The sequence below is a fragment of the Acinetobacter sp. NIPH 817 genome (assembly GCF_000368405.1).
In the GTDB taxonomy this organism is placed as follows: domain Bacteria; phylum Pseudomonadota; class Gammaproteobacteria; order Pseudomonadales; family Moraxellaceae; genus Acinetobacter.
Map to the genome: position 1 here is coordinate 2,545,167 of NZ_KB849420.1, position 23,664 is coordinate 2,568,830.

26 protein-coding genes and 1 pseudogene are annotated in these 23,664 nt (G+C 39.1%); 6 read left to right on the plus strand and 21 right to left on the minus strand.

The features are described from left to right. Window positions 1–74 precede the first annotated feature (74 nt). A complete protein-coding gene (rho, locus tag F968_RS15585; protein ID WP_004794523.1) occupies window positions 75–1,343 on the plus strand; it encodes a transcription termination factor Rho in 1,269 nt (422 codons plus the stop codon). Window positions 1,344–1,525: 182 nt separating this feature from the next. Here the strand turns inward: rho and F968_RS19985 are convergent, their stop codons facing one another. After that, window positions 1,526–1,660, minus strand: a complete 135-nt coding sequence (locus F968_RS19985; RefSeq protein WP_081399565.1) for a hypothetical protein — start codon at window positions 1,658–1,660, stop codon at window positions 1,526–1,528. A gap of 94 nt (window positions 1,661–1,754) precedes the next feature. Between F968_RS19985 and F968_RS15590 the strand changes: the two genes are divergently transcribed. After that, entirely contained in the window at window positions 1,755–1,988 is a 234-nt protein-coding gene (locus F968_RS15590) for a hypothetical protein (protein WP_004794525.1), read from the plus strand. A 153-nt stretch (window positions 1,989–2,141) separates the two neighbouring features. Here F968_RS15590 and F968_RS15595 read toward each other — a convergent pair whose 3' ends face one another. From F968_RS15595 to pheS, 3 genes are read right to left on the minus strand one after another with little or no spacing between them, the layout of a single operon-like run. After that, complete coding sequence (locus tag F968_RS15595) at window positions 2,142–2,438, minus strand: integration host factor subunit alpha (RefSeq protein WP_000126166.1); 297 nt, start codon at window positions 2,436–2,438, stop codon at window positions 2,142–2,144. Beyond that, window positions 2,435–4,816, minus strand: coding sequence for a phenylalanine--tRNA ligase subunit beta (pheT, locus tag F968_RS15600; protein WP_004794527.1), 2,382 nt, complete (start codon window positions 4,814–4,816; stop codon window positions 2,435–2,437). The genes F968_RS15595 and pheT overlap by 4 nt, the downstream gene beginning before the upstream one ends. A 32-nt stretch (window positions 4,817–4,848) precedes the next feature. Next, window positions 4,849–5,829 (minus strand): phenylalanine--tRNA ligase subunit alpha, encoded by a 981-nt coding sequence (gene pheS, locus F968_RS15605; protein WP_004794529.1) that lies wholly within the window; start codon window positions 5,827–5,829, stop codon window positions 4,849–4,851. Window positions 5,830–5,987: 158 nt separating this feature from the next. Here pheS and F968_RS15610 point away from each other — a divergent pair, with 158 nt between their 5' ends. Then, window positions 5,988–6,980, plus strand: a complete 993-nt coding sequence (locus F968_RS15610; RefSeq protein ID WP_004794531.1) for a hypothetical protein — start codon at window positions 5,988–5,990, stop codon at window positions 6,978–6,980. 6 nt (window positions 6,981–6,986) lie between these two features. Here the strand turns inward: F968_RS15610 and F968_RS15615 are convergent. The 4 genes and pseudogenes from F968_RS15615 to rpmI form a co-directional block, all read right to left on the minus strand. Further along, a pseudogene (locus tag F968_RS15615) lies at window positions 6,987–7,410 on the minus strand (N-acetyltransferase). A gap of 57 nt (window positions 7,411–7,467) precedes the next feature. Next, a complete protein-coding gene (locus tag F968_RS15620; protein ID WP_004794534.1) occupies window positions 7,468–8,025 on the minus strand; it encodes an NADAR family protein in 558 nt (185 codons plus the stop codon). Between the two features lie 92 nt (window positions 8,026–8,117). Continuing rightward, window positions 8,118–8,477 carry a 50S ribosomal protein L20 gene (rplT, locus tag F968_RS15625; protein WP_000124858.1) on the minus strand — a complete coding sequence of 120 codons (360 nt, stop codon included), beginning with the start codon at window positions 8,475–8,477 and terminating at the stop codon, window positions 8,118–8,120. Window positions 8,478–8,488: 11 nt separating this feature from the next. Further along, window positions 8,489–8,683 (minus strand): 50S ribosomal protein L35, encoded by a 195-nt coding sequence (gene rpmI / locus F968_RS15630; RefSeq protein WP_003655048.1) that lies wholly within the window; start codon window positions 8,681–8,683, stop codon window positions 8,489–8,491. Window positions 8,684–8,919: 236 nt separating this feature from the next. Here rpmI and nreB point away from each other — a divergent pair, with 236 nt between their 5' ends. Continuing rightward, entirely contained in the window at window positions 8,920–10,173 is a 1,254-nt protein-coding gene (gene nreB, locus F968_RS15635) for a nickel resistance MFS transporter NreB (RefSeq protein ID WP_004794538.1), read from the plus strand. A gap of 44 nt (window positions 10,174–10,217) precedes the next feature. Here the strand turns inward: nreB and F968_RS15640 are convergent, their stop codons facing one another. The 4 genes from F968_RS15640 to thrS form a co-directional block, all read right to left on the minus strand. After that, complete coding sequence (locus F968_RS15640; protein WP_004794540.1) at window positions 10,218–10,646, minus strand: YqaA family protein; 429 nt, start codon at window positions 10,644–10,646, stop codon at window positions 10,218–10,220. Window positions 10,647–10,703: 57 nt separating this feature from the next. After that, on the minus strand, window positions 10,704–11,324 hold the full coding sequence (locus tag F968_RS15645; RefSeq protein WP_004794542.1) for a glutathione S-transferase N-terminal domain-containing protein: 621 nt from the start codon (window positions 11,322–11,324) through the stop codon (window positions 10,704–10,706). 229 nt (window positions 11,325–11,553) lie between these two features. Beyond that, window positions 11,554–12,105, minus strand: coding sequence for a translation initiation factor IF-3 (gene infC, locus F968_RS15650; RefSeq protein ID WP_081399203.1), 552 nt, complete (start codon window positions 12,103–12,105; stop codon window positions 11,554–11,556). Between the two features lie 5 nt (window positions 12,106–12,110). Further along, window positions 12,111–14,033, minus strand: coding sequence for a threonine--tRNA ligase (gene thrS / locus F968_RS15655; RefSeq protein ID WP_004794546.1), 1,923 nt, complete (start codon window positions 14,031–14,033; stop codon window positions 12,111–12,113). A 393-nt stretch (window positions 14,034–14,426) separates the two neighbouring features. On the opposite strand from thrS, the gene F968_RS15660 reads away from it, so the two are divergent. After that, a complete protein-coding gene (locus tag F968_RS15660) occupies window positions 14,427–16,064 on the plus strand; it encodes an acyl-CoA synthetase (RefSeq protein ID WP_004794548.1) in 1,638 nt (545 codons plus the stop codon). A 45-nt stretch (window positions 16,065–16,109) separates the two neighbouring features. Here the strand turns inward: F968_RS15660 and yjgA are convergent, their stop codons facing one another. The 9 genes from yjgA to mazG form a co-directional block, all read right to left on the minus strand. Further along, on the minus strand, window positions 16,110–16,646 hold the full coding sequence (yjgA, locus tag F968_RS15665) for a ribosome biogenesis factor YjgA (protein ID WP_004794549.1): 537 nt from the start codon (window positions 16,644–16,646) through the stop codon (window positions 16,110–16,112). A 2-nt stretch (window positions 16,647–16,648) separates the two neighbouring features. Beyond that, a complete protein-coding gene (locus tag F968_RS15670) occupies window positions 16,649–16,918 on the minus strand; it encodes an HPr family phosphocarrier protein (protein ID WP_013198928.1) in 270 nt (89 codons plus the stop codon). Further along, window positions 16,915–17,766, minus strand: a complete 852-nt coding sequence (gene rapZ, locus F968_RS15675; RefSeq protein WP_004794551.1) for an RNase adapter RapZ — start codon at window positions 17,764–17,766, stop codon at window positions 16,915–16,917. Before rapZ ends, F968_RS15670 begins: the two co-directional genes overlap by 4 nt. A 24-nt stretch (window positions 17,767–17,790) precedes the next feature. After that, the gene (gene panC, locus F968_RS15680) at window positions 17,791–18,639 is read right to left on the minus strand and encodes a pantoate--beta-alanine ligase (protein WP_004794555.1); all 849 of its coding nucleotides are present in this window, start codon (window positions 18,637–18,639) and stop codon (window positions 17,791–17,793) included. A 3-nt stretch (window positions 18,640–18,642) separates the two neighbouring features. Beyond that, the gene (panB, locus tag F968_RS15685; protein ID WP_004794557.1) at window positions 18,643–19,452 is read right to left on the minus strand and encodes a 3-methyl-2-oxobutanoate hydroxymethyltransferase; all 810 of its coding nucleotides are present in this window, start codon (window positions 19,450–19,452) and stop codon (window positions 18,643–18,645) included. A gap of 46 nt (window positions 19,453–19,498) precedes the next feature. Continuing rightward, window positions 19,499–19,981: a 2-amino-4-hydroxy-6-hydroxymethyldihydropteridine diphosphokinase gene (gene folK, locus F968_RS15690; protein ID WP_004794560.1), complete on the minus strand. Its 483-nt coding sequence runs from the start codon at window positions 19,979–19,981 to the stop codon at window positions 19,499–19,501. Then, window positions 19,978–21,441 (minus strand): polynucleotide adenylyltransferase PcnB, encoded by a 1,464-nt coding sequence (gene pcnB, locus F968_RS15695; RefSeq protein WP_004794561.1) that lies wholly within the window; start codon window positions 21,439–21,441, stop codon window positions 19,978–19,980. Before pcnB ends, folK begins: the two co-directional genes overlap by 4 nt. A 125-nt stretch (window positions 21,442–21,566) precedes the next feature. Further along, the gene (locus F968_RS15700) at window positions 21,567–21,971 is read right to left on the minus strand and encodes a ComEA family DNA-binding protein (RefSeq protein ID WP_004794563.1); all 405 of its coding nucleotides are present in this window, start codon (window positions 21,969–21,971) and stop codon (window positions 21,567–21,569) included. Beyond that, the gene (mazG, locus tag F968_RS15705; protein ID WP_004794566.1) at window positions 21,940–22,746 is read right to left on the minus strand and encodes a nucleoside triphosphate pyrophosphohydrolase; all 807 of its coding nucleotides are present in this window, start codon (window positions 22,744–22,746) and stop codon (window positions 21,940–21,942) included. The genes F968_RS15700 and mazG overlap by 32 nt, the downstream gene beginning before the upstream one ends. Window positions 22,747–22,858: 112 nt before the next feature. On the opposite strand from mazG, the gene F968_RS15710 reads away from it, so the two are divergent. Beyond that, window positions 22,859–23,632: an SDR family oxidoreductase gene (locus F968_RS15710; protein WP_004794568.1), complete on the plus strand. Its 774-nt coding sequence runs from the start codon at window positions 22,859–22,861 to the stop codon at window positions 23,630–23,632. The last annotated feature ends 32 nt before the right edge of the window (window positions 23,633–23,664 follow it).

The window sequence follows — 23,664 nt, forward strand, 5'->3', positions numbered from 1 at the left end:
GATAATCTTTTTTGTATGCGAGCGATTTTTCTTCTTTTTAAACCACACTCTACTCTTTCCTAATTCTGACCCTTATGAATTTAACTGAACTCAAGAAAAAACCAATTGGTGAATTAATTAAAATTGCTGAATTTATGGGCCTGGAAGGTATGGCTCGTAACCGAAAGCAAGATATTATCTTTGCCATTTTGAAACGCCATGCAATGAATGGCGAAGAAATTTTTGGTGATGGCGTTCTTGAAATTCTCTCTGATGGTTTTGGTTTTTTGCGCTCTGCGGCAGGTTCGTATTTAGCAGGTCCGGATGATATTTATGTGAGTCCTTCACAAATCCGACGCTTTAACTTGCGTACAGGTGATACCATCACAGGTACTATTCGCCCTCCAAAAGAAGGTGAGCGTTATTTTGCGTTGCTCAAAGTTAACCAGATTAACTATGACACGCCAGAAAATTCTCGAAATAAAATTTTATTTGAAAACTTAACACCCCTTTTCCCAACTGAACAATTGGTTATGGAACTCGGTAATGGTACGACAGAAGACTTAACTGCTCGTGTTGTTGACTTAGTTGCGCCAATTGGTAAAGGGCAACGTTCTATTATTGTTGCACCGCCAAAAGCGGGTAAAACAATGTTACTTCAAAATATTGCTCAATCTATTGTTAGAAACAATCCTGAAGTATTCCTGATTGTTCTATTAATTGACGAGCGTCCAGAAGAAGTAACTGAAATGGAACGTACTGTTCGCGGTGAAGTCATTGCTTCAACATTTGATGAAGCTCCTGCTCGCCACGTACAAGTTGCAGAAATGGTAATTGAAAAAGCAAAACGTCTTGTTGAACATAAAAAAGACGTTGTGATTCTTCTTGACTCTATTACCCGTCTTGCTCGTGCTTACAACACCGTTATCCCATCATCAGGTAAAGTATTAACTGGTGGTGTAGATGCTCATGCATTAGAGCGCCCTAAACGTTTCTTCGGTGCTGCACGTAATATTGAAGAAGGCGGATCTCTTACGATCATTTCAACTGCTTTGATTGAAACAGGCAGTAAAATGGATGACGTAATTTATGAGGAATTCAAAGGTACAGGTAACCAAGAGATTACACTTGATCGTCGTATTGCTGAAAAACGCGTCTTCCCTGCTATGAATATTAAGAAATCTGGCACTCGTCGTGAAGAGCGTTTAATGGATGATGATAACTTACGTAAAGTATGGATCCTCCGTAAACTTCTTCATCCTATGGATGAGTTGGCGGCAATGGAATTCTTACTTGATCGTATGAAAGAAACCAAAACAAATGATGATTTCTTCGATCAAATGAAGCGTAAAGCCTCAACTTAATCGATTAATCTTCAATAAAAAGCCACTCTTTTGAGTGGCTTTTTATTTGGTTGACAAGCTTTACACAAAAATACATTTTGCAGTTTTTTATGTAATTTTACTTATAAGCTTTTGATAATAATTATTTTTGAATTAAAAAAAATAAGTTTTTTAGTAGTTTATCTCTACCTTTTCCAATACACTCAAGCTGATTGATTGTTTTTTTCTGTTAAAAAACAGACTGTTTTTCTGTTTTTCATACATTTTTTTGACAGACGACAGTAGTATTTCAGCATTTGCAGTGATAGCATAGCGGCAGACCAGTTAGACTGCTCCATGCGTTGTTACCTAGCTACGTTTTAGGAATAATAAAAGCAAAACAGTCCAACTTAGGTTTTTTTAATCTCAAATCTTTTTTGTGAGAGTGATGCCATGTTATTCAAAAAATTTGCTGTTGCTGCTGCTGTAGCTGCTACTTTAGCTTTCGTTGGTTGTTCTAAGAAAGAAGAAGCTCCTGCTGCTGCTTCTGAAGCTGTAGCTGCAGCTTCTGAAGCTACTGCTGCTGCTTCTGTAGCTGTTGATGCTGCTGCTTCTGACGTTGCTGCTGCTGCTTCTGACGTTGCTGCTGCTGCTTCTGACGTTGCTGCTGCTTCTGCTGCACACTAATCTATATAGATTAGATAAAAAGAGGACATTCTGTCCTCTTTTTTTACGCCTAAATTTTATATTCCAAAAATCATTTCGCTTAAACTATCTAGATAAATTGATATAACATTTTAATTAATTAAAGCCATCTAAATATAAGTAAAAAAAAGCAGATCAATCGATCTGCTCATTTCCAACGCGTTGTCTAAACTTTTGACCTGCTCTAAAAGTCACTACCCTACGTGCAGAAATTGGAATTTCTTCACCTGTTTTAGGATTACGTCCTGGACGTTCGCGTTTATCTCTTAACTCAAAATTACCAAAACCAGAAAGCTTAACCTGCTCCCCTGCAATAAGTGCTTGGCTAATTTCGTCGAAGAACAACTCGACCATTTGTTTTGCTTCACGGCGATTTAAGCTGGTTAACTCACTTAAATGATCAGCCATGTCTGCTTTAGTTAATGCTGTCATGAGGCCCTCAATGTCGCTTGATAAGTGTTTTCTAACACTTGGATTATATTGTCCATACCAGATTTAATTTCAGCATCTTCAAGCGTACGTGAAGGATGTTGCCATAATAACGCAAACGCTAATGAGCGTTTACCTTCTTCGACACCCTGCCCCGTATACACATCGAATAACCATGTAGAGTCTAAAAGCTCTCCACCAGTTTTTTCGATTAACTGCTGAATATCTCTAACATTTATATTATCAGAGATTAAAAGCGCAATATCACGTCTGATCGAAGGAAAACGTGATAATTCTGTAAAATTAGATACATAAGATTGCAAAACTGCTGTTTGATCGAGTTCAGCAACCCAAGTTGTGCTCAAATCTAGCTCATTTTCTAAAGATGGATGCAGACGGCCTAAGTAACCAATTGATTGTCCATCAACTAAAATTTCAGCAGACTGTCCTGGATGCAACCATGCACGCTCTGAATGCACATATTCAACTTTGACACGACCAGCAGCTAGAATCTCTTCAATCTCTCCTTTGAAGTCGAAGAAATCCATTGGTTGAGGCTTAACATGCCAAGATTCAGGTTGCTGTGAACCTACTGCAACCAAAGCTAAAGTTGGAATCTGTTTTAGATCTTCAATACTTTTAGCATTTTGATAATCAAAACGTAGCCCTAATTCAAAGAAACGAACACGGCTTTGCTGACGGTTAAGATTATATTGTACGCAAGGAATTAAACTTGAAAGTAAAGTACTACGCATCGCAGCCAAATCACTTGAAATTGGATTTGCTAGCATTAATGGATTTACTTGTGGGTTTAATTGCTTTTCAAGTTTTGCATCAGCAAAGCTAAAGCTAATTGCTTCTTGATAACCTAAAGTCACGATCGTTTGACGCAGCTCAGCGAGTTCAAAACGATCTTGATATTTAGCAAATTTAACATCCATGCTTGGTAAGCTAATTTGGATATTGTCATAGCCATCAATACGCGCTACTTCTTCAATTAAGTCTTGATAAATAGCCATGTCATAGCGATGTGATGGTGGTACTACACTCCATTCACTTTCAGCCTTAACTGTTACCTTACAGCCTAGTCGAGTTAAAGCATCTGCAATGAACTCACCCGCAACTTGATATCCCAATAATTGATCTACCTGAGCTTGTTTCAATTCAATTGCTTCACGCTTAGGCAGTAGATCAGTTTTTTCAGCTACAGTAATTGGACCAAACTCGCCGCCTGCTAACTCTTGAATAAGCTGAGAAGCACGATTCATCGCAATTAAAGGTAATTCAAAATCTACACCGCGTTCATAACGCTGCGAAGAGTCGGTATGTAAACCAAAACGACGAGCACGCCCAGCGATCGCAAGTGGTGCAAAGAAAGCACTTTCTAGGAAAATATCAGTCGTATCATCAGTTACACTTGACGATAAACCACCCATAATTCCAGCAATTGCCAAAGCTTTTTGGTCATCAGCAATCACCATTATATCTTCTTGCAACTCAACTTCTTGATCATTCAGAAGTTGTAATTTTTCTTGTTGTGTTGCTTGACGAACATGTACAGCCCCTTCGATTTTAGACAAATCGAATGCGTGCATTGGTTGACCCAATTCCATGAGGACATAGTTGGTCACATCAACCAAAATACTATGAGTACGGATTCCTGAACGTGATAAAGCCTGCTCCATCCACTCAGGAGTAGCAGCTTTTACATTAACGTTTTTAACTACACGCCCTAGATAACGCGGAGCACCCTCAGCACTGATAACTACTTTTTTCTCATCAGCAATAGTAGCATCAACCGAGTTAATTACAGGCTCATTCATTTGTAGCTTATTAATAACTGCAATTTCACGAGCAATACCACGAATACTAAAACAGTCACCACGGTTTGGAGTAATGCTGATATCAATGACATTATCGTCAAGTTTAAGGTATTCGCGGATATTTACTCCTACTGGAGCATCAGCTGGTAGTTCGAGCAAACCATCGATTTTATCTTCAAGATCAATCTCAGAAGCACCACAAAGCATGCCTTGTGACTCAACTCCTCGAAGTTTACCTTTTTTGATTTTAAAATCACCAGGTAAAACTGCACCAATGGTTGCCACAGGTGCTTTCATTCCAGCGCGAACGTTCGGTGCACCACATACAATTTGTAAAGGCTCACCTGAACCAATATTCACTGTTGTAACACGTAGACGGTCTGCATCAGGATGCTGCTCAACAGTGAGCACTTCACCAATTACAACGCCAGTAAATGGTTTAGCAACAGGTGCCAATTCATCCACTTCAAGACCAAGCATCGTCAACTGATCAGACAATGTATCACTATCAATTGCCGGATTAACCCATGTACGTAGCCAATTTTCGCTAATCTTCATCTTTATAAACCTTTTTTAATCCTGAAAAACTGTTAGGCAAATTGGCGTAAGAAACGCACATCATTTTGATAGAACATACGCAAGTCATTAATGCCATAACGCAACATAGCAAAGCGCTCTACCCCTAAACCAAAAGCAAAGCCTTTGTATTTATCAGGATCAATACCCGCAGCACTTAATACATTTGGATGTACCATGCCACAGCCTAAAACCTCTAACCAACGGCCACGTTCATCCATAATATCTACTTCTGCACTTGGTTCAGTAAACGGGAAATATGATGGACGGAAACGTACCTTTAAATCTTTTTCAAAAAATTCATTCAGCAGGTTAATTAATAAACCTTTTAATTCAGCAAAGCTGGTGTTCTCAGCAACATACAAGCCTTCGATCTGATGAAACATTGGCGAATGCGTCTGATCAGAGTCACAACGATAAACGCGGCCTGGACATACGATACGAATTGGTGGCTCACTTGTTTCCATTGTACGAATCTGTACACCAGATGTGTGCGTACGCAGTAAATGAGTGGCATCAAAATAGAAAGTATCGTGCATAGCACGCGCTGGATGGTGACCAGGAATATTTAATGCTTCAAAATTATGATAGTCATCTTCAACTTCTGGACCAGTCGCAACTGTAAAACCAGCTTTAGTGAAGAACTGACAAATTCTTTCTTGTACTTGAGTAACAGGGTGAACTGTACCGACGCGTTGACCGCGGCCCGGCAAAGTAATATCAATCGTTTCACTTGCTAGTTTTTGCTCAAGTGCTGCCTGTTGTAATGCCGCTTGACGTTCTGTTAAAGCAGTATTAATTGTTTCTCGAACAGCATGAATCGCAGCACCTTGTACTTTGCGTTCTTCAGGGTCCATTTTCCCTAATGCTTTCGATTGTTCTGCAAGCTGGCTTTTTTTCCCTGTAAATTGCACACGCACCTGATCAAGTGCAACAAGGTCTTGAGCTGCTGCAATGGCAGCAAGCGCTTCTGTGGTCAGGGCTTCCAGTGACATATTAACTCTCAAAGCAACAAATTAAAAAAATATAATAAAACACTGCATTCTAACAGTTTTTCATCAGATTGATGAAGTTTATCCATCATGAAAAATGTATTAGGCAACAAAAAGATAAAACGTATAAGATAATAGCATCGTCAATGAGATCAACTATTATGGCGCTCAATCAAATTTGGAAACAACAACTTACGCTTGTGACGTATGGTAATGAATACCTCCGTCAGAATTTAAGCTTTACCCAATGGCGACAACATCATATTTTTGACCACCATAGTTTTCAGTTTCGTGACTTAGCCTCTCAGCATTTACTCGCTCAACACTTTCAAGTTTGGCTAGAAGCGCTAAAAAAACAAGGTACCACTCAGCTCAGTTTACATTTATCAAGCCTGCTAAATGAAGAGCAAAATCCAAACAGCAACGTTGAGCTTCTGCCTTATACTCATTTTATCGTTAGCCATCAAAATGATAAGAAATTTGCATGGATTTTTGGCCATGAACTTGCTGAATGGTATAACAATGATAATGAGTTTGAAGCGCCTGCTTCACAAACCTGTGAGCTTCGTCTAGAAACTTTCTGGCGTTTTGAACTCAATGAAAAATTATCAAAAAAAATTGAAGCTGATTTAAAAAATCCGCCATGGCAAGAAATAGCTGACTTTATGGAGAGTGAATTATTTCGTAGTAAATATGCAGCAGGGTTTGAAGAGCCAGAATTTCAAAAAGCTCATTTTGATGGTACAAACATTACGAGCCAAGAACCAAGACTTGCTTTAATTCCAGAGAATTATCCTGCAGATTATGCTCATCAGCTTTTATCTCGCACTCAAGCATTGGCTAATTATTTAGAACAAAAGAAACGCCTTGCAAATGATCCATTAGGAGAAGAGCTAGACCAAGAACAACTCATCAATTTAAGAAATTTTACGCAAAAAACTGATGATTTATTTGCCAAACTTATTGTTAAGGCTGCAAATCACTACCAAACAGCTCAGATTGTACCTGTAGTTAAAGCCTCTCCGTTCGAGCAATCAAATGAAAATCCACAACATTTGAAATCTCATCACCATAAAGGTACTGGTTCAGGCGTTATTAAGCTGATTATTCTAACGATTATTATTTGTGCTCTGGCTTATTATTTTGGGCTTTAATCAAAATTACAGTTCCCATTGATAAAGTAATTCTGTTATTTCGAAGCCGAACTCAGGTAGTTCGGTTTCGCCAATTATTCTGGCTCCCATTTTTTCATAGAAGAAGCGACTCGGTTTTTTGTTAAAGACTTCTAAACAAATAAAAGCATAACCTTGATTTAAAGCGCATTGATAGAACTTCTGGATTTAAATAACCATCGAGAAAGGCTTTCACTATTCCATTTTCAGAATAGATAAATAACTTATGATCAGGACTTTTGGTGATTTCTTTCCATAACTGTTCTTTATCTAGTACGTTAAGCTCATCCAATATTTCCTGCTTAAGCATACCTGTATAGGTTTCTTTCCAACACTGCACATGCACTTCTGCAATAGATAATGCATCCATAAAATTAGCTATACGAATTTCTGTTTCACTTAGTGATTGCAATTCGTTCCCCTCATATCACTACTTTTAAAGTGAAGCACCCATTTGTTTCATATAAACTTATTCAGCTAAAAGCCGCCCTCGAACATGCATTAAAGTAAAACCTAACAAATTTAAGCCTTGCCATTGAGATGGATTTTGAATATGTGGATGGTCTTGTGCCATACCAACTCCCCAAATTTTATCGACTGGAGATGCTTCAACTAAAATACGATCTTTTGTGGCTAATAAGAATTCTTTCAATTTATGATGCTGAGAGAATTTAGCAAAGTTCGCCTGTACGACAATGCCAAACCGATTTTCTTGCCATATCTGTTCATCATAATTACGCACTTTACGACCAAGCTGTTTCGCCTCATTCGGATGTTTAACCTGCAAGATCCGTGCAAAATTTTCTTCATCATTAAATAATTTTGCTTTTTGCGCCATCATATAGTGCTCAGCAGTAAAGTATTCATCACCTTCCACTTTAAATTGCGCAGGAAACCACTGGCTAAAACAGCTTTTATCAACAAGATCAGCTTGTTTGGGAGTATGCCCCCAGAAATATAAGTACTTAAATTGGTGGCCTTGCTGTACTTTTTGAATTAAGTCATTTAGAAATTTTTCATCTTTCATCATTTATCTCTGATTATTTTCTCTTTTTTTAAATAGAACCACTAAAAATAAAAAAGACCGCTAAAAAGCGGTCTTTTTTTGAATCTCTAAGCTTATGCAGCTAATGCGCCTTTAGCTTTTTCAGCTAAAGCAGCAAATGCTACTGCATCATGCATAGCGATGTCAGCTAATACGCGACGGTCGATGATCACTTGAGCTTTTTTCAAGCCATCGATCATACGGCTGTAAGACAAACCGTTTTGACGAGCACCAGCATTGATACGCGCAATCCATAGAGCACGGAATTGACGTTTCTTTTGACGGCGGTCACGATAAGCGTATTGACCAGCTTTGATTACCGCTTGGAACGCTACGCGGTAAACGCGTGAACGAGCACCATAGTAACCTTTAGCGCGAGCAAGAATTTTTTTGTGACGACGATGAGCCACTACACCACGTTTTACACGAGCCATTTATAATCTCCTTAGATGTATGGGCACATACGACGAACTGAGTTCACGTCAGAAACATGAACCATTACACAGCCGCGTAATTGACGGATACGTTTAGCAGATTTTTTGGTCAAAATGTGGCGCTTAAATGCTTGTTTGCGCTTGAAACCGTGTGCAGTCGCCTTGAAGCGTTTAGCAGCACCGCGGCGAGTTTTCATCTTAGGCATAACAACCTCTTTTGAACACCTGTTCGGAACGTTCGCACCATTGCAAAAACGACCTGCAGGTAAGGGAGCCGATATTCTAAAGCATCCCAACTTAAAACAAAAGTAAAATGCTCATTTTTTGATAGTAAATTGTCTATTTTATATAAACGATATTTTCTATAATCAATTATCAAATTACGAGAAAATCCATAAAATCATCGCCTATAATAAGTGCAATCTCCTAAATTCAAAAGAATATGAATATACAAAATGATGCTTTCGCTGCATTACGGTATCGAGACTTCTCTATCGTTACGATCAATCAGTTTTGCTTAACGCTCGCAATTTTGATTCAAGAAATTATTGTTGCCTATTCATTATATCAAATCACTAAAGACCCACTGACTTTAGGTTTAATCGGACTTGCAGAAGCCATTCCTTTTATTGCCCTTTCTCTTTGGGGAGGCTATTTTGCAGATAGGTTTAATAAACAGATTATTATGAAAATCTGTTTATTTTTTGCGGTTCCCCTTCCCTTGGTTTTATGGTTACTTTTCCACTTACATGGTTTAGAGCATATCAGTGTTAGCTTCCTTTCTTGGGGCATTTATGCTGTTATTTTCGGTTTAGGAACAATCCGCGGTTTCTACAATCCTTCTGCAACATCTTTAAAACCATTTTTAATTCCACGCGAACTTTATGCAAATGGTGCGACATGGACAACCATTGGTTGGCAAAGTGGTGTAATTATTGGACCAATGCTGGGTGGTTTCATGCTTGCTTATTTAGGTAGAGAAACCAGCCTATTTAGCGTTGCTGTTTTACTTGGCATTTGCTTTATTTTAATTAACTTATTGCATAAACGTAATTTCCCTAAAATTGAAACGGACAATATTCTAGAAAGCTTAGGAGAAGGTTTCCGTTTTATCTGGAAAACCAAAATTGTTCTTTGGGCGATTTCTCTTGATTTAGCTTCTGTTTTATTTGGTGGCGTTATCGCGTTATTACCAATTTTCGCAGAAGATATATTAAAAGTCGGTCCTGAAGGGCTTGGATATTTACGAGCAGCTCCATCTATTGGCGCACTTATCACGATGATTGCTTTGACTCGCTTTCCGCCAACTCAGCACGCATGGCGTAACATGTTACTTGCTGTAGCAGGTTTCGGAATATTTACTATTCTATTCGCCTTCTCAAAAAATATGTGGTTATCTCTTTTTGCTCTTGCTATGACAGGCGCATGTGACAGTATCTCTGTTGTTGTAAGACAAACCATTTTGCAAATTTTCCCACCAGAAAATATGCGAGGCCGCGTTGCTGCCGTAAACGGTATGTTTGTATCTTCAAGTAATGAATTGGGAGCCTTTGAATCAGGTTTAGCGGCTAAATATTTAGGCACGATTACCGCTACAATTTTTGGAGGCTGCATGACGCTGGTTGTTGTGACTTTCTGTTGGATCAAAACGAACGATCTATTTAAAGTTGATATCACCAGAAGCTCAGAAGATTAATTTAAATAGCTATAAATCAAAGCATCTTCGGATGCTTTTTTATTTTAAATAAAACCCATCACCACCCAGTAAATAAACAAATAGCGTCCTGCTTTGGCGATAATAACAATACCAAGGAAACGCCAAAAATTTTCTTTGAAGAGTCCAGCAACCAAAGTAATTGGATCGCCAATGATAGGTGCCCAACTCAAAAGTAAGGAGTAAAAACCATACTTATGATAAAAGCGTTGGGCTTGTTCTAAACGCTTTTCAGAAACTGGAAACCACTTTCGATGTTTAAATTGCTCTATCTTTAGACCTAACCACCAATTGACACAAGAACCTAAGACATTACCCAAAGTAGCAGTACTGATTAAAAGCAAAGCTGAATATTGTCCCTTTAATAATAAGGTGACCAATACCGCTTCAGACTGTAAAGGTAATAATGTGGCAGCGCCAAAAGCACTGATAAAAAGCAAAAAGTAACTCAGCATAATCAATTACACCAAATGACTTTTTGCTTTAAGCATTTATTAAATCTAGGCAAGAAATTAAGCTACTTTAATCGATAATGCTTTCTGAACTGCTGGGCGTGCTGTTAAGCGGACAATATATTCTTGTACATATGGGTAATCTTCAAGGTGAATACCTTGCCATTCATAACGCAATATCCAAGGTAAAATTGCCATGTCAGCAATCGAGTACTCACCAGCAACAAACTTCTGACCAATTAATTGTTTATTAAGTACACCATATAAACGTTTAGTTTCACTTACATAGCGGTCTATGGCATAGGGGATTTTTTCTGGGGCAAAACGATTAAAATGATGATTTTGCCCAAGCATAGGTCCTAACCCGCCCATTTGCCACATGAGCCACTGCTCAACCTCAACTCGCTCTTGTTCATCATCTGGATAAAATAATCCAGTTTTTCGACCTAGATATTGCAAGATAGCACCCGATTCAAATATTGATATCGGCTCACCACGAGGTCCATTTTGATCAACAATCGCAGGAATTTTATTATTTGGAGAAATTCTCAGGAAATCTGGTTGAAATTGATCATTTTCTAAAATATTAATTGGATAAAGGGTGTAATCCAGTCCCATTTCTTCTAAGGCAATTGTGATTTTATGTCCATTGGGAGTGCCCCAATAATATAGATCAATCATTCTATTTTCCTATTCATCGTTATCATGACTGCGTCTTGCGTTATATCATGTTTTAAGAGGAGCGATGAGATTTCCAACACTAAAAAACACATAAAATTCGTGAATTGAATTTCTTAAAAAAATATAGCAATTGTCTTAAATAAAACTGAACAAAGAAAAGTTAAGTGATATTTTTTATTAATATTAGAATAAAAAAAAGCACTGCTTTTGCAGTGCTTTTTTTTGAGTATTACTTTTTCTTTTTCGGTCCAAGTAACATACCCATTTGACGGCCTTCCATTTTTGGTGCTTGTTCCACAACCCCATACTCAGCCACGTCTGCTTCAATTTTTTGCAATTGAGCTAAGCCAAGTTGTTGATGAGCCATTTCACGACCACGGAAACGTAAAGTGATCTTCACTTTGTTTCCTTCTTCAAGGAATTTCAAAATAGCACGAAGCTTAACTTGATAATCACCAACATCAGTTGCAGGGCGCAGTTTGATTTCCTTCACTTGCACTTGATGCTGTTTTTTCTTCGCATCTTTTTGCTTCTGCTTAAGGTCAAACAAGTGCTTGTTGTAATCCATAATTTTACAAACAGGCGGCTCGGCGTTTGCAACGATCTCAACAAGATCAAGTTCAACCTCTTCAGCAGCACGCAGTGCTTCACTTAATGAAACAATTCCTTTTTGCTCACCTTCAGCACCGACGAGGCGTACTTCTTTTGCACGGATCTCATCATTAATTGCTGGACGGTTGCTTTTTGCACCTTGTTGTTGGTTACGGTCAGGCTGTTTAATCTTTCTTACTCCACAATATACCGGCCGCGTTCGGCGACGGCAGACTTCACTAAGTCAATGAATGCATCTACTGACATAGTACCTAAATTTTTTCCTGAGCGCGTACGTACATTCACTGTACCTTCTTCAACTTCTCGATCACCAAGAACTAACAGGTAAGGAATACGCTCTAAAGTACGCTCACGAATCTTAAATCCGATTTTTTCGTTTCTCAAGTCAGAAATAGCACGAAGACCATTTTCTTTGAGTTTTGCTACGACTTTCTCACAAGCCTCAGCTTGAGAGTCAGTAATATTCATAACACATGCTTGTAACGGCGACAACCAAGGTGGCATGAAACCAGCGTAGTGTTCAATTAGTATACCAATAAAACGTTCAAAACTGCCAAGAATTGCACGATGCAACATAACAGGCTGATCACGATCATTGTCTTCAGTTACGTAAGACGCATCTAAACGCTCTGGTAAGTTGAAGTCACATTGAATAGTACCACATTGCCATACACGTCCGAGACAGTCTTTCAATGAGAATTCAATTTTCGGACCGTAGAACGCACCTTCACCTGGCTGTAATTCCCACTCAAGACCCGCTGCATCTAAAGCATCTGCCAAAGATTTCTCAGCCATATCCCAAAGCGCGTCATCACCCACACGTTTTTCTGGACGTGTAGACAGTTTCATTTGCACTTCTTCAAAGCCAAAATCTTTATAAACATCTAAAGTGAGTTTAATAAAGTCTGCAACTTCTTGACCGATTTGTTCTTTAGTACAGAAGATATGAGCATCATCTTGTGTAAAACCGCGTACACGCATAATACCGTGTAAAGAACCAGATGGTTCGTTACGATGGCAAGAACCGAACTCGGCTAAACGAATTGGTAAATCACGGTAAGACTTCAAACCTTGGTTGAAAACTTGCACGTGACATGGGCAGTTCATTGGCTTAACCGCATAATTACGACTTTCAGAATGAGTCGTAAACATGTTATCAGCGTAGTTCGCTGCATGACCAGATTTTTCCCAAAGCGTAAAGTCTACGATTTGTGGAGTTTTAATCTCGAGGTAACCATTGTCTTGCTGAACTTTACGCATGTATTGTTCAAGAACTTGATAAATCGTCCAACCGTTTGGATGCCAGAACACCATACCTGGTGCTTCTTCTTGCATATGGAACAAGTCTAAGGCTTTACCAATTTTACGGTGGTCGCGCTTTTCAGCTTCTTCAATACGCTTAATGTACGCAGCAAGCTGTTTCTTATCAGCCCATGCAGTACCATAAATACGTTGAAGCTGTTCATTCTTCGCATCACCGCGCCAGTAAGCGCCAGAGATTTTTGTCAGCTTGAATGATTTTAAGAATTTGGTGTTTGGTACGTGTGGACCACGGCACATATCCAAATAATCTTGATGGTAGTACAAGCCCATTTGTGTTTCTTCAGGCATGTCTGCAATCAAGCGTAATTTGTATTCTTCGCCACGTGCAGTAAATTCAGCAATTACTTCATCACGTGGTGTCATTTTTTTAACGACATCGTAATCTTGGTCGATGAGCTTTTTCATGCGCTCTTCGATCGCTGCCATATCGTCTAATGTAAACGGACGAGGCATCCAGATGTCGTAGTAAAAACCTTCTTCAATGACTGGACCAATCACCATCTTGGCTTCAGGGAATAGCTGCTTAACAGCATGTCCTACAAGGTGTGCACAAGAATGGCGAATAATTTCAAGACCTTCTTCATCTTTTGGAGTGATAATTTGTAAGGTCGAATCTTCGGTAATTAAGTCACATGCATCAACTAAGCGATCATTTACACGGCCAGCAACAGTATTTTTTGCTAGACCAGGCCCGATACTTTGGGCAACTTCCATAACAGATACAGCGTGATCAAAACTTTTTTGATCGCCATTTGGCAATGTGATAATTGGCATAAAAAAATCCTTAAGGAGTGATGCCCTATACGAAGGAGCATTTCACCGCGAGATTATGATCGAGGCGAACCTCAAAATATAAAAACGGTGTAAATCAAAATTAAAAAACCTGAAAGATTTTACACTTGTTCAAGCAAAGTGAAAACCTTTGAGCCCACAAAATCATAAATACATTTTGCTTATCAGGTAAACAGCAATAAATGACTTAAAAATATATTGGGAAGATTTTTTAAACACACTCAGCGCAAGTGGTTTAAGATGAAGAAAATAGCATTTTTGCTCATTTTCTGACTGAAGGGTATTTCTGTTTAAGACTAAAGCATAGATGCTTTGATGCGTATTAAGTCATATTTTCAAAGAATGAATTAAAAATAGAACACGGAGTTGTTTACCATGGTTAGTGCTTATGATGAGTTACCACGCACACCCGCAAACTTTGTTGCATTGTCACCTCTACGCTACTTAGAGCGTGCAGCCTATATTTATCCGAATCAAGCTTCAATTATTCATGGTAAGCGCCAAATTTCATGGAAAGAAACTTACCAACGTTGTTGCCAGTTTGCTTCTCAGCTCAAACAGCTGGGCATTGAAAAAAATGATACGGTGTCGGTCTTATTACCAAATATTCCAGCCATGGTTGAAGCACACTTCGCAGTTCCAATGGCTGGTGCCGTACTCAATACACTCAATACACGCTTAGATGCAAAAACAATAGCTTTCATGCTTGAACATGCTGAAAGCAAAGTGCTTTTGGTTGACCCTGAATTTGTTAACTTGGCAAGAGAAGCACTCTCTCTTATTCCTAACCAACACATTATTGTGATTGATGTAGCTGATGATGAATATGAAGGTGAAAATCAGTTTATCGGTTCTTTTGAATATGAAGAATGGATAGCCCAAGGCGATATTAACTTTGTATGGCATTTACCAGAAGATGAGTGGGATGCGATTAGCTTAAATTACACATCTGGAACTACAGGTAATCCTAAAGGTGTGGTCTATCATCATCGTGGGGCTTATCTCAATGCTGCAAGCAATATCTTAGCCTGTGGCATGAAACCTCGTGCTGTGTATTTATGGACATTACCACTTTTCCATTGTAATGGCTGGTGTTTTGCATGGAGTATCGCAGCCAGTGGTGGAACGAATATTTGTTTGCGCAAAGTCGACCCAGAATTAATCATGCAACTCATTGCAGAACATAAAGTTGATTATTTCTGTGGTGCACCGATTGTTCTTTCAATGATTATTAACTTACCTAAAGAAAAACAAACCAACTTTGATCATCATGTTGAAGTTATGGTTGCTGGTGCAGCTCCTCCAGTTGCTATTATTGAAGGTATGCGAAACATGGGAATTAACGTCAACCATGTTTATGGCTTAACAGAAACATATGGTCCTTCTGCCTTATGTGCTTCACAATCTGGATGGAATGAACTTTCAATTGCTGAACAAGCTCAGCTTCACTCCCGTCAAGGTGTACCCTATCCATTACAAGACAGTATGCGTGTGTTAGACCCCGAAACAATGCAGCCTGTCCCGAATGATGGACAAACTATGGGAGAAATTATGTTTCGTGGCAATATTGTCATGAAAGGCTATTTAAAGAACCCGAAAGCAACCCAAGAAGCTTTTGCTGGCGGATGGTTCCACACCGGAGACTTAGCCGTTTGCCATCCAGATGGCTATGCAAAAATTACTGATCGCTCGAAAGACATTATTATTTCAGGCGGAGAAAATATCTCATCTCTAGAAGTAGAAGATGTGTTGTATAGACACCCAGCTATTTTAACCGCTGCGGTCGTTGCCAAACCCGATGCTCGTTGGCAAGAAGTACCCTGCGCATTTATTGAATTAAAAATGGGTACTACAGCAACACCTGAAGAAATTATTGAACATTGCAAAAAAGAGTTAGCACGCTTTAAAGTTCCTAAAGATGTGGTTATTACAGAAATTCCAAAAACATCGACCGGCAAATTACAGAAGTTTATTTTGCGAGAATGGGCAAAAGAACGTGCTGAGAATATATAAATAAAAAAGCGACGCCTCGAGCGTCGCTTTTTTATTTAAGCGTATTTAGCCTTGATCAGACAATAATGCGATTTGCTGCACATAGTTAACAAATTTAACTTTTGATGCCTCAATATCTGCTTCACTCGCCTGTTGAGTTTTATCACGGTTGATTCTCAACACATGCTGACGCAAAGTGTGACGTTCCGATGCATTATAAATTTTACTAAATTCATTAATTGCAGGATCACCCTGCTCAATCATACGGTCAACCCAACGCATTAATTGAGCCTGTCTTTTCGCGCCTTGCTGCGGAGTTAAATAAGACAAAATAATCGTCTCATCTTCATTGCGCAATAACTTACCAATACGTTGAAATTGGCGACGACGTGCTTCAAAAGAACTAATGTTCTGCACTTCCATTAAAGCATCAATTAAACGCTCATCAACTGGAAGTTTCTGAATTTGTTTAATAGAAAGTTGTGCGAGTTGCTCACCTAAAGCAGCCATGCGTTGCACTGCTTTTTTCTGTTCGGTTTTACTTGCACGTCCTTCTAAAGAACCGAAATCTTCTTCAGTATAACGTTGGGAACCACGTGCCACGATTAATCTGCCTCATAAAATTTTGCTGCGAATAACGCCAGTACTTCATTTAATGCCTGCTCTTCGTCGGTACCATCAATGACCAATCGCAAAGTGGTTCCTTTACCTGCACCTAACATCAGCAAAGACATAATATTTTTTGCATCTACCAAATGATCGCCTTTTCCAATCTGGATTGACGAACGAAACTTTGTAGTGACCTCGATCAGTTTTCCTGATGCACGAGCATGTAAACCGAGTTTATTAATTACATCAACAGTTGTGTCTATCATGACCAGTGCTTCATTTCTCTGTGTAAGACCTGAACAGACCATTCTGCCTCAAGTGCTTGTTTTAGTCTATCTACGATATAAACCGAACGATGTTGCCCCCCAGTGCAACCAATAGAAATCGTCATATAGTGACGATGTCCTTCAGCAAATGCGGGAAGCCATTTTTTTAAGAAGTGAAGAATATCATCAAACATTTCGTTTGCTTGCGGACTTGCTTCTAAAAATAGTCTTACTGGCTCATCCAAACCAGAAAAACGTCTTAATTCTAAATCCCAATGTGGATTTGGTAAATGCCGTACATCAAAAACATAATCGGCATCTAAAGGAATGCCATGTTTATATCCAAATGACTGCAATATGACAATAAGCTTATCTGACTGCCCCAATTTAGACAGTAAAATATGCTTTAAATCATGAACGCTTTTATCCGTTGTATCAATATGAACCGTAGCGCGGAACTGAATTGGAAGCAGTAACTGCTTTTCTTCATGAATACATTGCAACAGACTTTTAAAACGATTAGCTAATGGATGTGGACGACGCGATGCACTAAAACGCGCAATCAGATCCTGATCTTGTGTCGTCAGATAAATAACATCAACAGTTCCATGTCTTTGTAATTGCTCAAACACATGATCGAACTCTTGCATATCTGCCCGAGTACTTCTTACATCCACACCTAAAGCTAATTGCTCTAGATTGTTTTCATGATCTAGCTTTGCCACAATTTCAGGCAGCAATGCCAAAGGCAAATTATCAATACAGTAATAGCCCAAATCTTCTAATACTTGAAGGGCCGAAGATTTTCCTGAACCAGACTGTCCTGTCACGATAAGTATACGCTTCATGGCATGGCTGTCCTTTGATCTCTTTTATTGGGGTGTAAAGGCAACTTCTAAATTGTCAATCAAACGGGTTGCACCTAGTTTTGCCGCGACAAACAACACAATATCACGATCAAATTGAGCAACAGGTAACAGATTTGTCTGACGAGCTTCGACATAATCAACAACAAAACCATTATCTGTCAACTGAGTTTTGATATCTTCTACAACTTGTTGCAAATCTTTGCCTTGATGTAACTGTTGCTCAGCCTGCTTCAAACTTTGATAAATAACCGGAGCAATCTGACGGTTCTCAGCACTTAAATAACCATTTCTTGAGCTAAGCGCCAAGCCATCTGCTGCACGAACAATTGGCACGCCAATTACTTCTAAAGGAATATTTAAATCTTGTACAAACTGACGAATAACGGCTAACTGTTGGTAATCTTTTTGTCCAAAGAAAGCGTAATTCGGTTGCACAATATTAAAGAGCTTAGTTACAACCAAAGCTACACCATCAAAGTGTCCTGGACGTGAACTACCACATAAAGCATCTGTAATCTGGCTGACACTTATGTTCGTTAAACGCGGTTGTGTACCGTACATTTGCTCAACTGATGGCGCAAAAATAATGTCACAGCCAACATCGGCAAGTAGGCGACTATCTTGCTCTAAAGTACGAGGATAGCTGTCAAAATCTTCGCCTGGACCAAATTGCGTCGGATTTACGAAGATGCTTACAACCACAACATCACATAGCTTTTTCGCTTCACGAACAAGTGTGAGATGCCCTTCATGTAGATTTCCCATTGTTGGGACAAAACCAATAATTTTACGTGCAGCTCTAGCAGGATTTAAAGAAGCTGCAAGACCTTGTATGGTTGTTTCTGTTTTCATGAATTACAGCTCAACGTGAAAAGTATGTTCTTTGGCAGGGAATGACTGATCCTGCACAGCAGCATGAAAAGCTTTGAAAGCGTCTAAAATAGCAGTTTCACCTGATTGCTCTTTCATAAAGTTACGCACAAAACGCGCAACTCGACCAAAAGTTAGGCCCAACATATCTTGTACAACCAATACTTGGCCATCAGTTGCATTACCTGCGCCAATACCAATTACAGGCGTATTTGGAAATAATTCAGCAATTTCTTGACCCAACTGAGCAGGAACACATTCAAGTAATAATACCGCTGCGCCCGCCTCAACCACTGCTGTACAATCAGCAATAAGCTGATCTGCTGCTTCACGTGTTCTAGCTTGTAATTTATAGCCACCGAATACATGTACAGATTGAGGCGTTAAACCTAAATGTACACAAACAGGTACACCATTACGGGTTAAAACCTGCACGATTTCACTTAACCATGCACCACCTTCAATTTTCACCATTTGAGCGCCAGCTTGCATGACTGTTCTTGCATTTTGCAAAGCATCATTCAAGGTTGCATAACTCATAAATGGCAAGTCTGTCATAATCAAGGCATGTTGATTACCGCGACGCACCGCCGCCGTATGATAAGCCATATCTTCAACGGTTACTGGCAAAGTTGAATCTCGCCCTTGAATTGCCATTCCAAGAGAATCACCAATTAAGATTGTATCAATTTCAGCAAGTTCCATTGCTTTTGCCATGCTTGCATCGTAACAAGTTAGACAAGAGAACTTACGTCCTTCGGCTTTAAATTTTCTTAAGTCACTCAGACTAATCATGATGATATCCTCTACAGGAGTTTGCAGAACATAATGAATCGAGAGCTTAAGCCCAAGACTCATCCGCAAGTACAGTCAGCGTTGGCTGCTGTATCAGTTCTAAATTTTTAAGTGGCTGATCATTAATCTGTAAATCAGCATCTAAATCTAATAAAGGAATCACAACGAAATCTCGTTGTAGAATGCCTATGTGCGGCACAGTTAAGCGCTCATTGTGAATTTTTTCATTGCCATAAATAAGCAAATCCAGATCTAAAGTTCGCTCACCCCAACGACGAAGTCGTACACGACCAGCTTCTTGCTCAAACCGTTGTAAATGATCCAACAAATCTAAAGGTGCAAGATCGGTATTTAATTTTGCAACTGCATTTAAATAATTTGGCTGATCTTGAGGCCCCATAGGTGGACTTTGATAAAGTCTAGAAACTTTAACCATTCCTAACGTCTTAAGCTTAGCAATGGCTTCAGATAAAATTTGACGTGAATCGCCTAAATTACTTCCTAAACCAATATAAGTGGTTATTGTCATTGCGTTGGCCCAAAGACGACTTGGCTTAAATCACGTTGTACCCGCTTACGTTTTAAAATTGGATGATCGCCTATCACGCCTGCTTCAGAAGTAGTCGCTTTTTCAACAAATCGGCCAACTGCCTGATCTTGTCTAGTACGTTCTTTTTTCCCACGGCGAGTACGTGGTTCCGGAATATCAACCAAAGGTTCAATTTCCGTATCAACTTTATTATTTTCAATAGGTTCAGCAGCAGCTTTACGACGGTTTCTAGCTTTCTGACGATTATATTGACTAATCGCCGCTTCTTTTTCGTCATTTGACATTTCTTGGTAGGCTTCCCACCAGCTTCCCATTCCTTGTGTTGTGTCATCACCTGACTTTTCACGAAGTAATAAGAAGTCAAAACCTGCACGGAAACGAGCATGTCCAGCCAATGCTTCTATTTGCTGTGGTTTTGGATTAAGCAAACGGGTCTGCATTTCCCAAACTTCACGAATAAAAGTTTCTGCAAAGCGAGGAATAACTGTGCGTGTTGCTTGACGTTTTAAGACATCTAAACCAGCCTGCGCACGGGCTTCAGCCGGCACAATACCTTTAGATAAATAAAACTCACAACGCTCTAAAAATGGTTGCCACAATAACACTGCATAGAAAAATGCTGGGTTAATTGTTTTCCCAACCTGAATACGTTGATCTGTATTCTTTGCTGCTCTTAAAATAAATGGAGTGAGGTTAGGCTGAATATCTGCAAAGAGTTGCTTCCAGACACCAAACTCAATCAACATTGGCAAAACACGTGCCAAATGTCCCATTGTGAATAGCTTCTGAGATTCATCGTATAAACGATGCGGAGAGACATCACGCAGTAATTGCGTCATTTCAGCATCAAAGATATCGAGAATATTTGAATCAATTTTGAAATTTAACTTAGCTGCAAAACGTAGAGTTCGCAGCATACGCACTGGGTCTTCTTCGAAGCGCTGTGCCGGATCGCCCAATAAACGTAGAGTTTTATTTTTTACATCGTCAATTGCTTTGCAGAAATCGAGCACAATACTCTTACGCGGTTGGTAATATAGCGTATTGATTGAAAAATCACGTCGAGCAAAGTCTTGTTCGATAGTACCCCAATTATTGTCACGTAAAATCATGCCTGAGGCACTAGTAACTGCTTTTTTAGGAGGGGCACGGAATGTAGCAACTTCAATAAGCTCACGCCCTGAATAGACATGTGCTAATTCAAATCGACGACCAATGATTCGGCAACGTCTGCCAAAAACTTCTTTAATTTGAGAAGGTGTCGCATTGGTCACTGCATCGAAATCTTTAGGATTAAACCCTAGCATTAAATCACGGACACCACCCCCAACAATATAAGCTTCATAGCCAGCTTTAGTCAGGCTATCGATCACATCTAAAATCGAAGAAGGAAGTTGGGCTGTGGACAAACCACATTTTGACGCTCGCAAGGTTTGCAAAAGACGCTGTCTCCTACGTCAGGACGTAAATAACAAGTTGTCGCTAATCATAGCTCTAACGCACACAAAGGGCAATTTGATTCTCTGTAGTTTGCGCATGAAATGACAATTGACAAACAGATGATTTATAAAGTCAAACGCGCTTTATTCTTTTCAAAAATGGCTGGACCGATGCCCTTTACGCTTTTAAATTCATCAATATTTTTAAAGCCACCATTCTTTTGACGGTATTCTACAATCGCTTGAGCCTTTTTCTCACCAATCCCTTTTAGCTTTTGAAGCTCATCAATATTGGCTTGATTCAAGTGAACTTGCCCTGAAGAATCAGTCATTGTTGAACTTTTTGGGGCATTAGAGTGAGAGGAATGTTGCGTGCTTAACTTCTGATCATACATCTGCTGTTTAGCTTTCCACTCCTTAAAATTTTGATCGAAAGATTGGGCCTGAATCAGTGTTGATGAAATCAGGCTCCAAAATAAAACAATAAAAATATAATACTTACTCTTCCAAAGATTCATGCTGAGCTGCATGTGTTTTTTCCCCTAACTTTAACTGCCGCTTTGCCTGATTCCACAATTCATCCATTTCAGACAAGGTCATGTCTTCTAATGTTCTTTGCTGTTTTTTCGCTTGATCTTCAATAAAAGCAAAACGGCTTCTAAATTTATGTATTGTTGATAAAAGTGATGTTTCACTTGAAATCGCAAGTTTACGTCCTACATTGACTAATGAAAACAGGCAATCTCCAAATTCATCTTGAATTTCATCAATATTTTGATTTTTTAGTGCTTGCTTAAACTCATCTAACTCTTCTTCTAGTTTTCCATAAGCATCTTCTACGGTTTCAAAGTCAAACCCAACTTTTGCGACATTTTCTTGAATTTCTTGTGCCTGCAATAGGGCTGATCCATGCTTTATTTCATCTAATCTTGATTGCGGCTTGCCTTGTTTTTCTTGCCGTTTAATTTGTTTCCAAAGCTCACTTACTTGCTCTGGCGTTAAGTTATTAAATTGATCTGCCTGAAAAACATGTGGATGGCGGCGAATTAACTTTTCACTTATTGCCTCAACAACATCTTGAAAATTAAAAGCGCCTTGCTCACTAAACATTTGTGATTGAAACACGACTTGTAATAACAAATCGCCTAGCTCATTTCTGATTTCATCGATATTACCCTGACGGACAGCAGCCTCAACTTCATATGCTTCTTCAATCGCATATTTAGTCAGTGACATTGGGGTTTGTTCTTGATCCCACGGACATTTTTCTCGTAACTCTTGCATGATTTTAAGCAATTTATCCATGGTAACCCTCAAGTTTAAAAAATCGGTCAGTAAAACTAAGATTTTAATTTGTTATGATCAAAATCAAAGCGATTAAATCAGTCGCACTATTGTACTGACAAAGAGAAAAAAGATGAGATACAGTATTCTGATTAGTGGTGCTGCTCAAGGTATTGGGGCTGAAATTGCACGCGTATTCTACAAACAAGGATATAAAGTAGGCATTTATGATATTAATGAATCGCTTGCTCAAGAATTGGCAAACGACTTAGGGCCAAATGCCCGTGCCGGCTATCTAGATGTAAGTGATTACGACCAATGGCAACGTATATTAAAAGAATTTACTGAATGGGCTGGCAAACTCAACATCTTAGTAAATAATGCCGGTATTTTATATTCTGGTGCATTTGAAACGACTGATATTAAAGCTCATCAAAGAACAATAAATATTAATGTAAACGGTGTCATCAATGGCTGTCACGCTGCCCTACCTTATTTAAAGCAAGCGTCTTTTGCACGTGTTATCAATCTATCTTCAGCTTCTGCAATTTATGGGCAAGCTGATTTGATTTCTTATTCAGCTAGTAAATTTGCTGTTCGCGGAATTACTGAAGGTTTAGATGTGGAATGGAAGAAATACGGTATTCGTGTTTTAGATGTGATGCCGCTGTTTGTGCAAACTGCAATGGTTAACAATATGGATGCAGGCACTATTCAAAATATGGGAATCGACTTAACACCGAATGATATTGCTCAACAGGTGCTTACGCTTGTAGAGAAAAAAGCTCATTTTTGGACACCAACTCACACTCCTGTTGGCATAAAAACCAAACTGCTTTATCAGCTCTCGACCTTAAGCCCTCAGTTTTTAAATCGACTCACTAATATTTATTTATCAAGAAAGTAATTCGAATTAAAAAGGCTGTCATTTGACAGCCT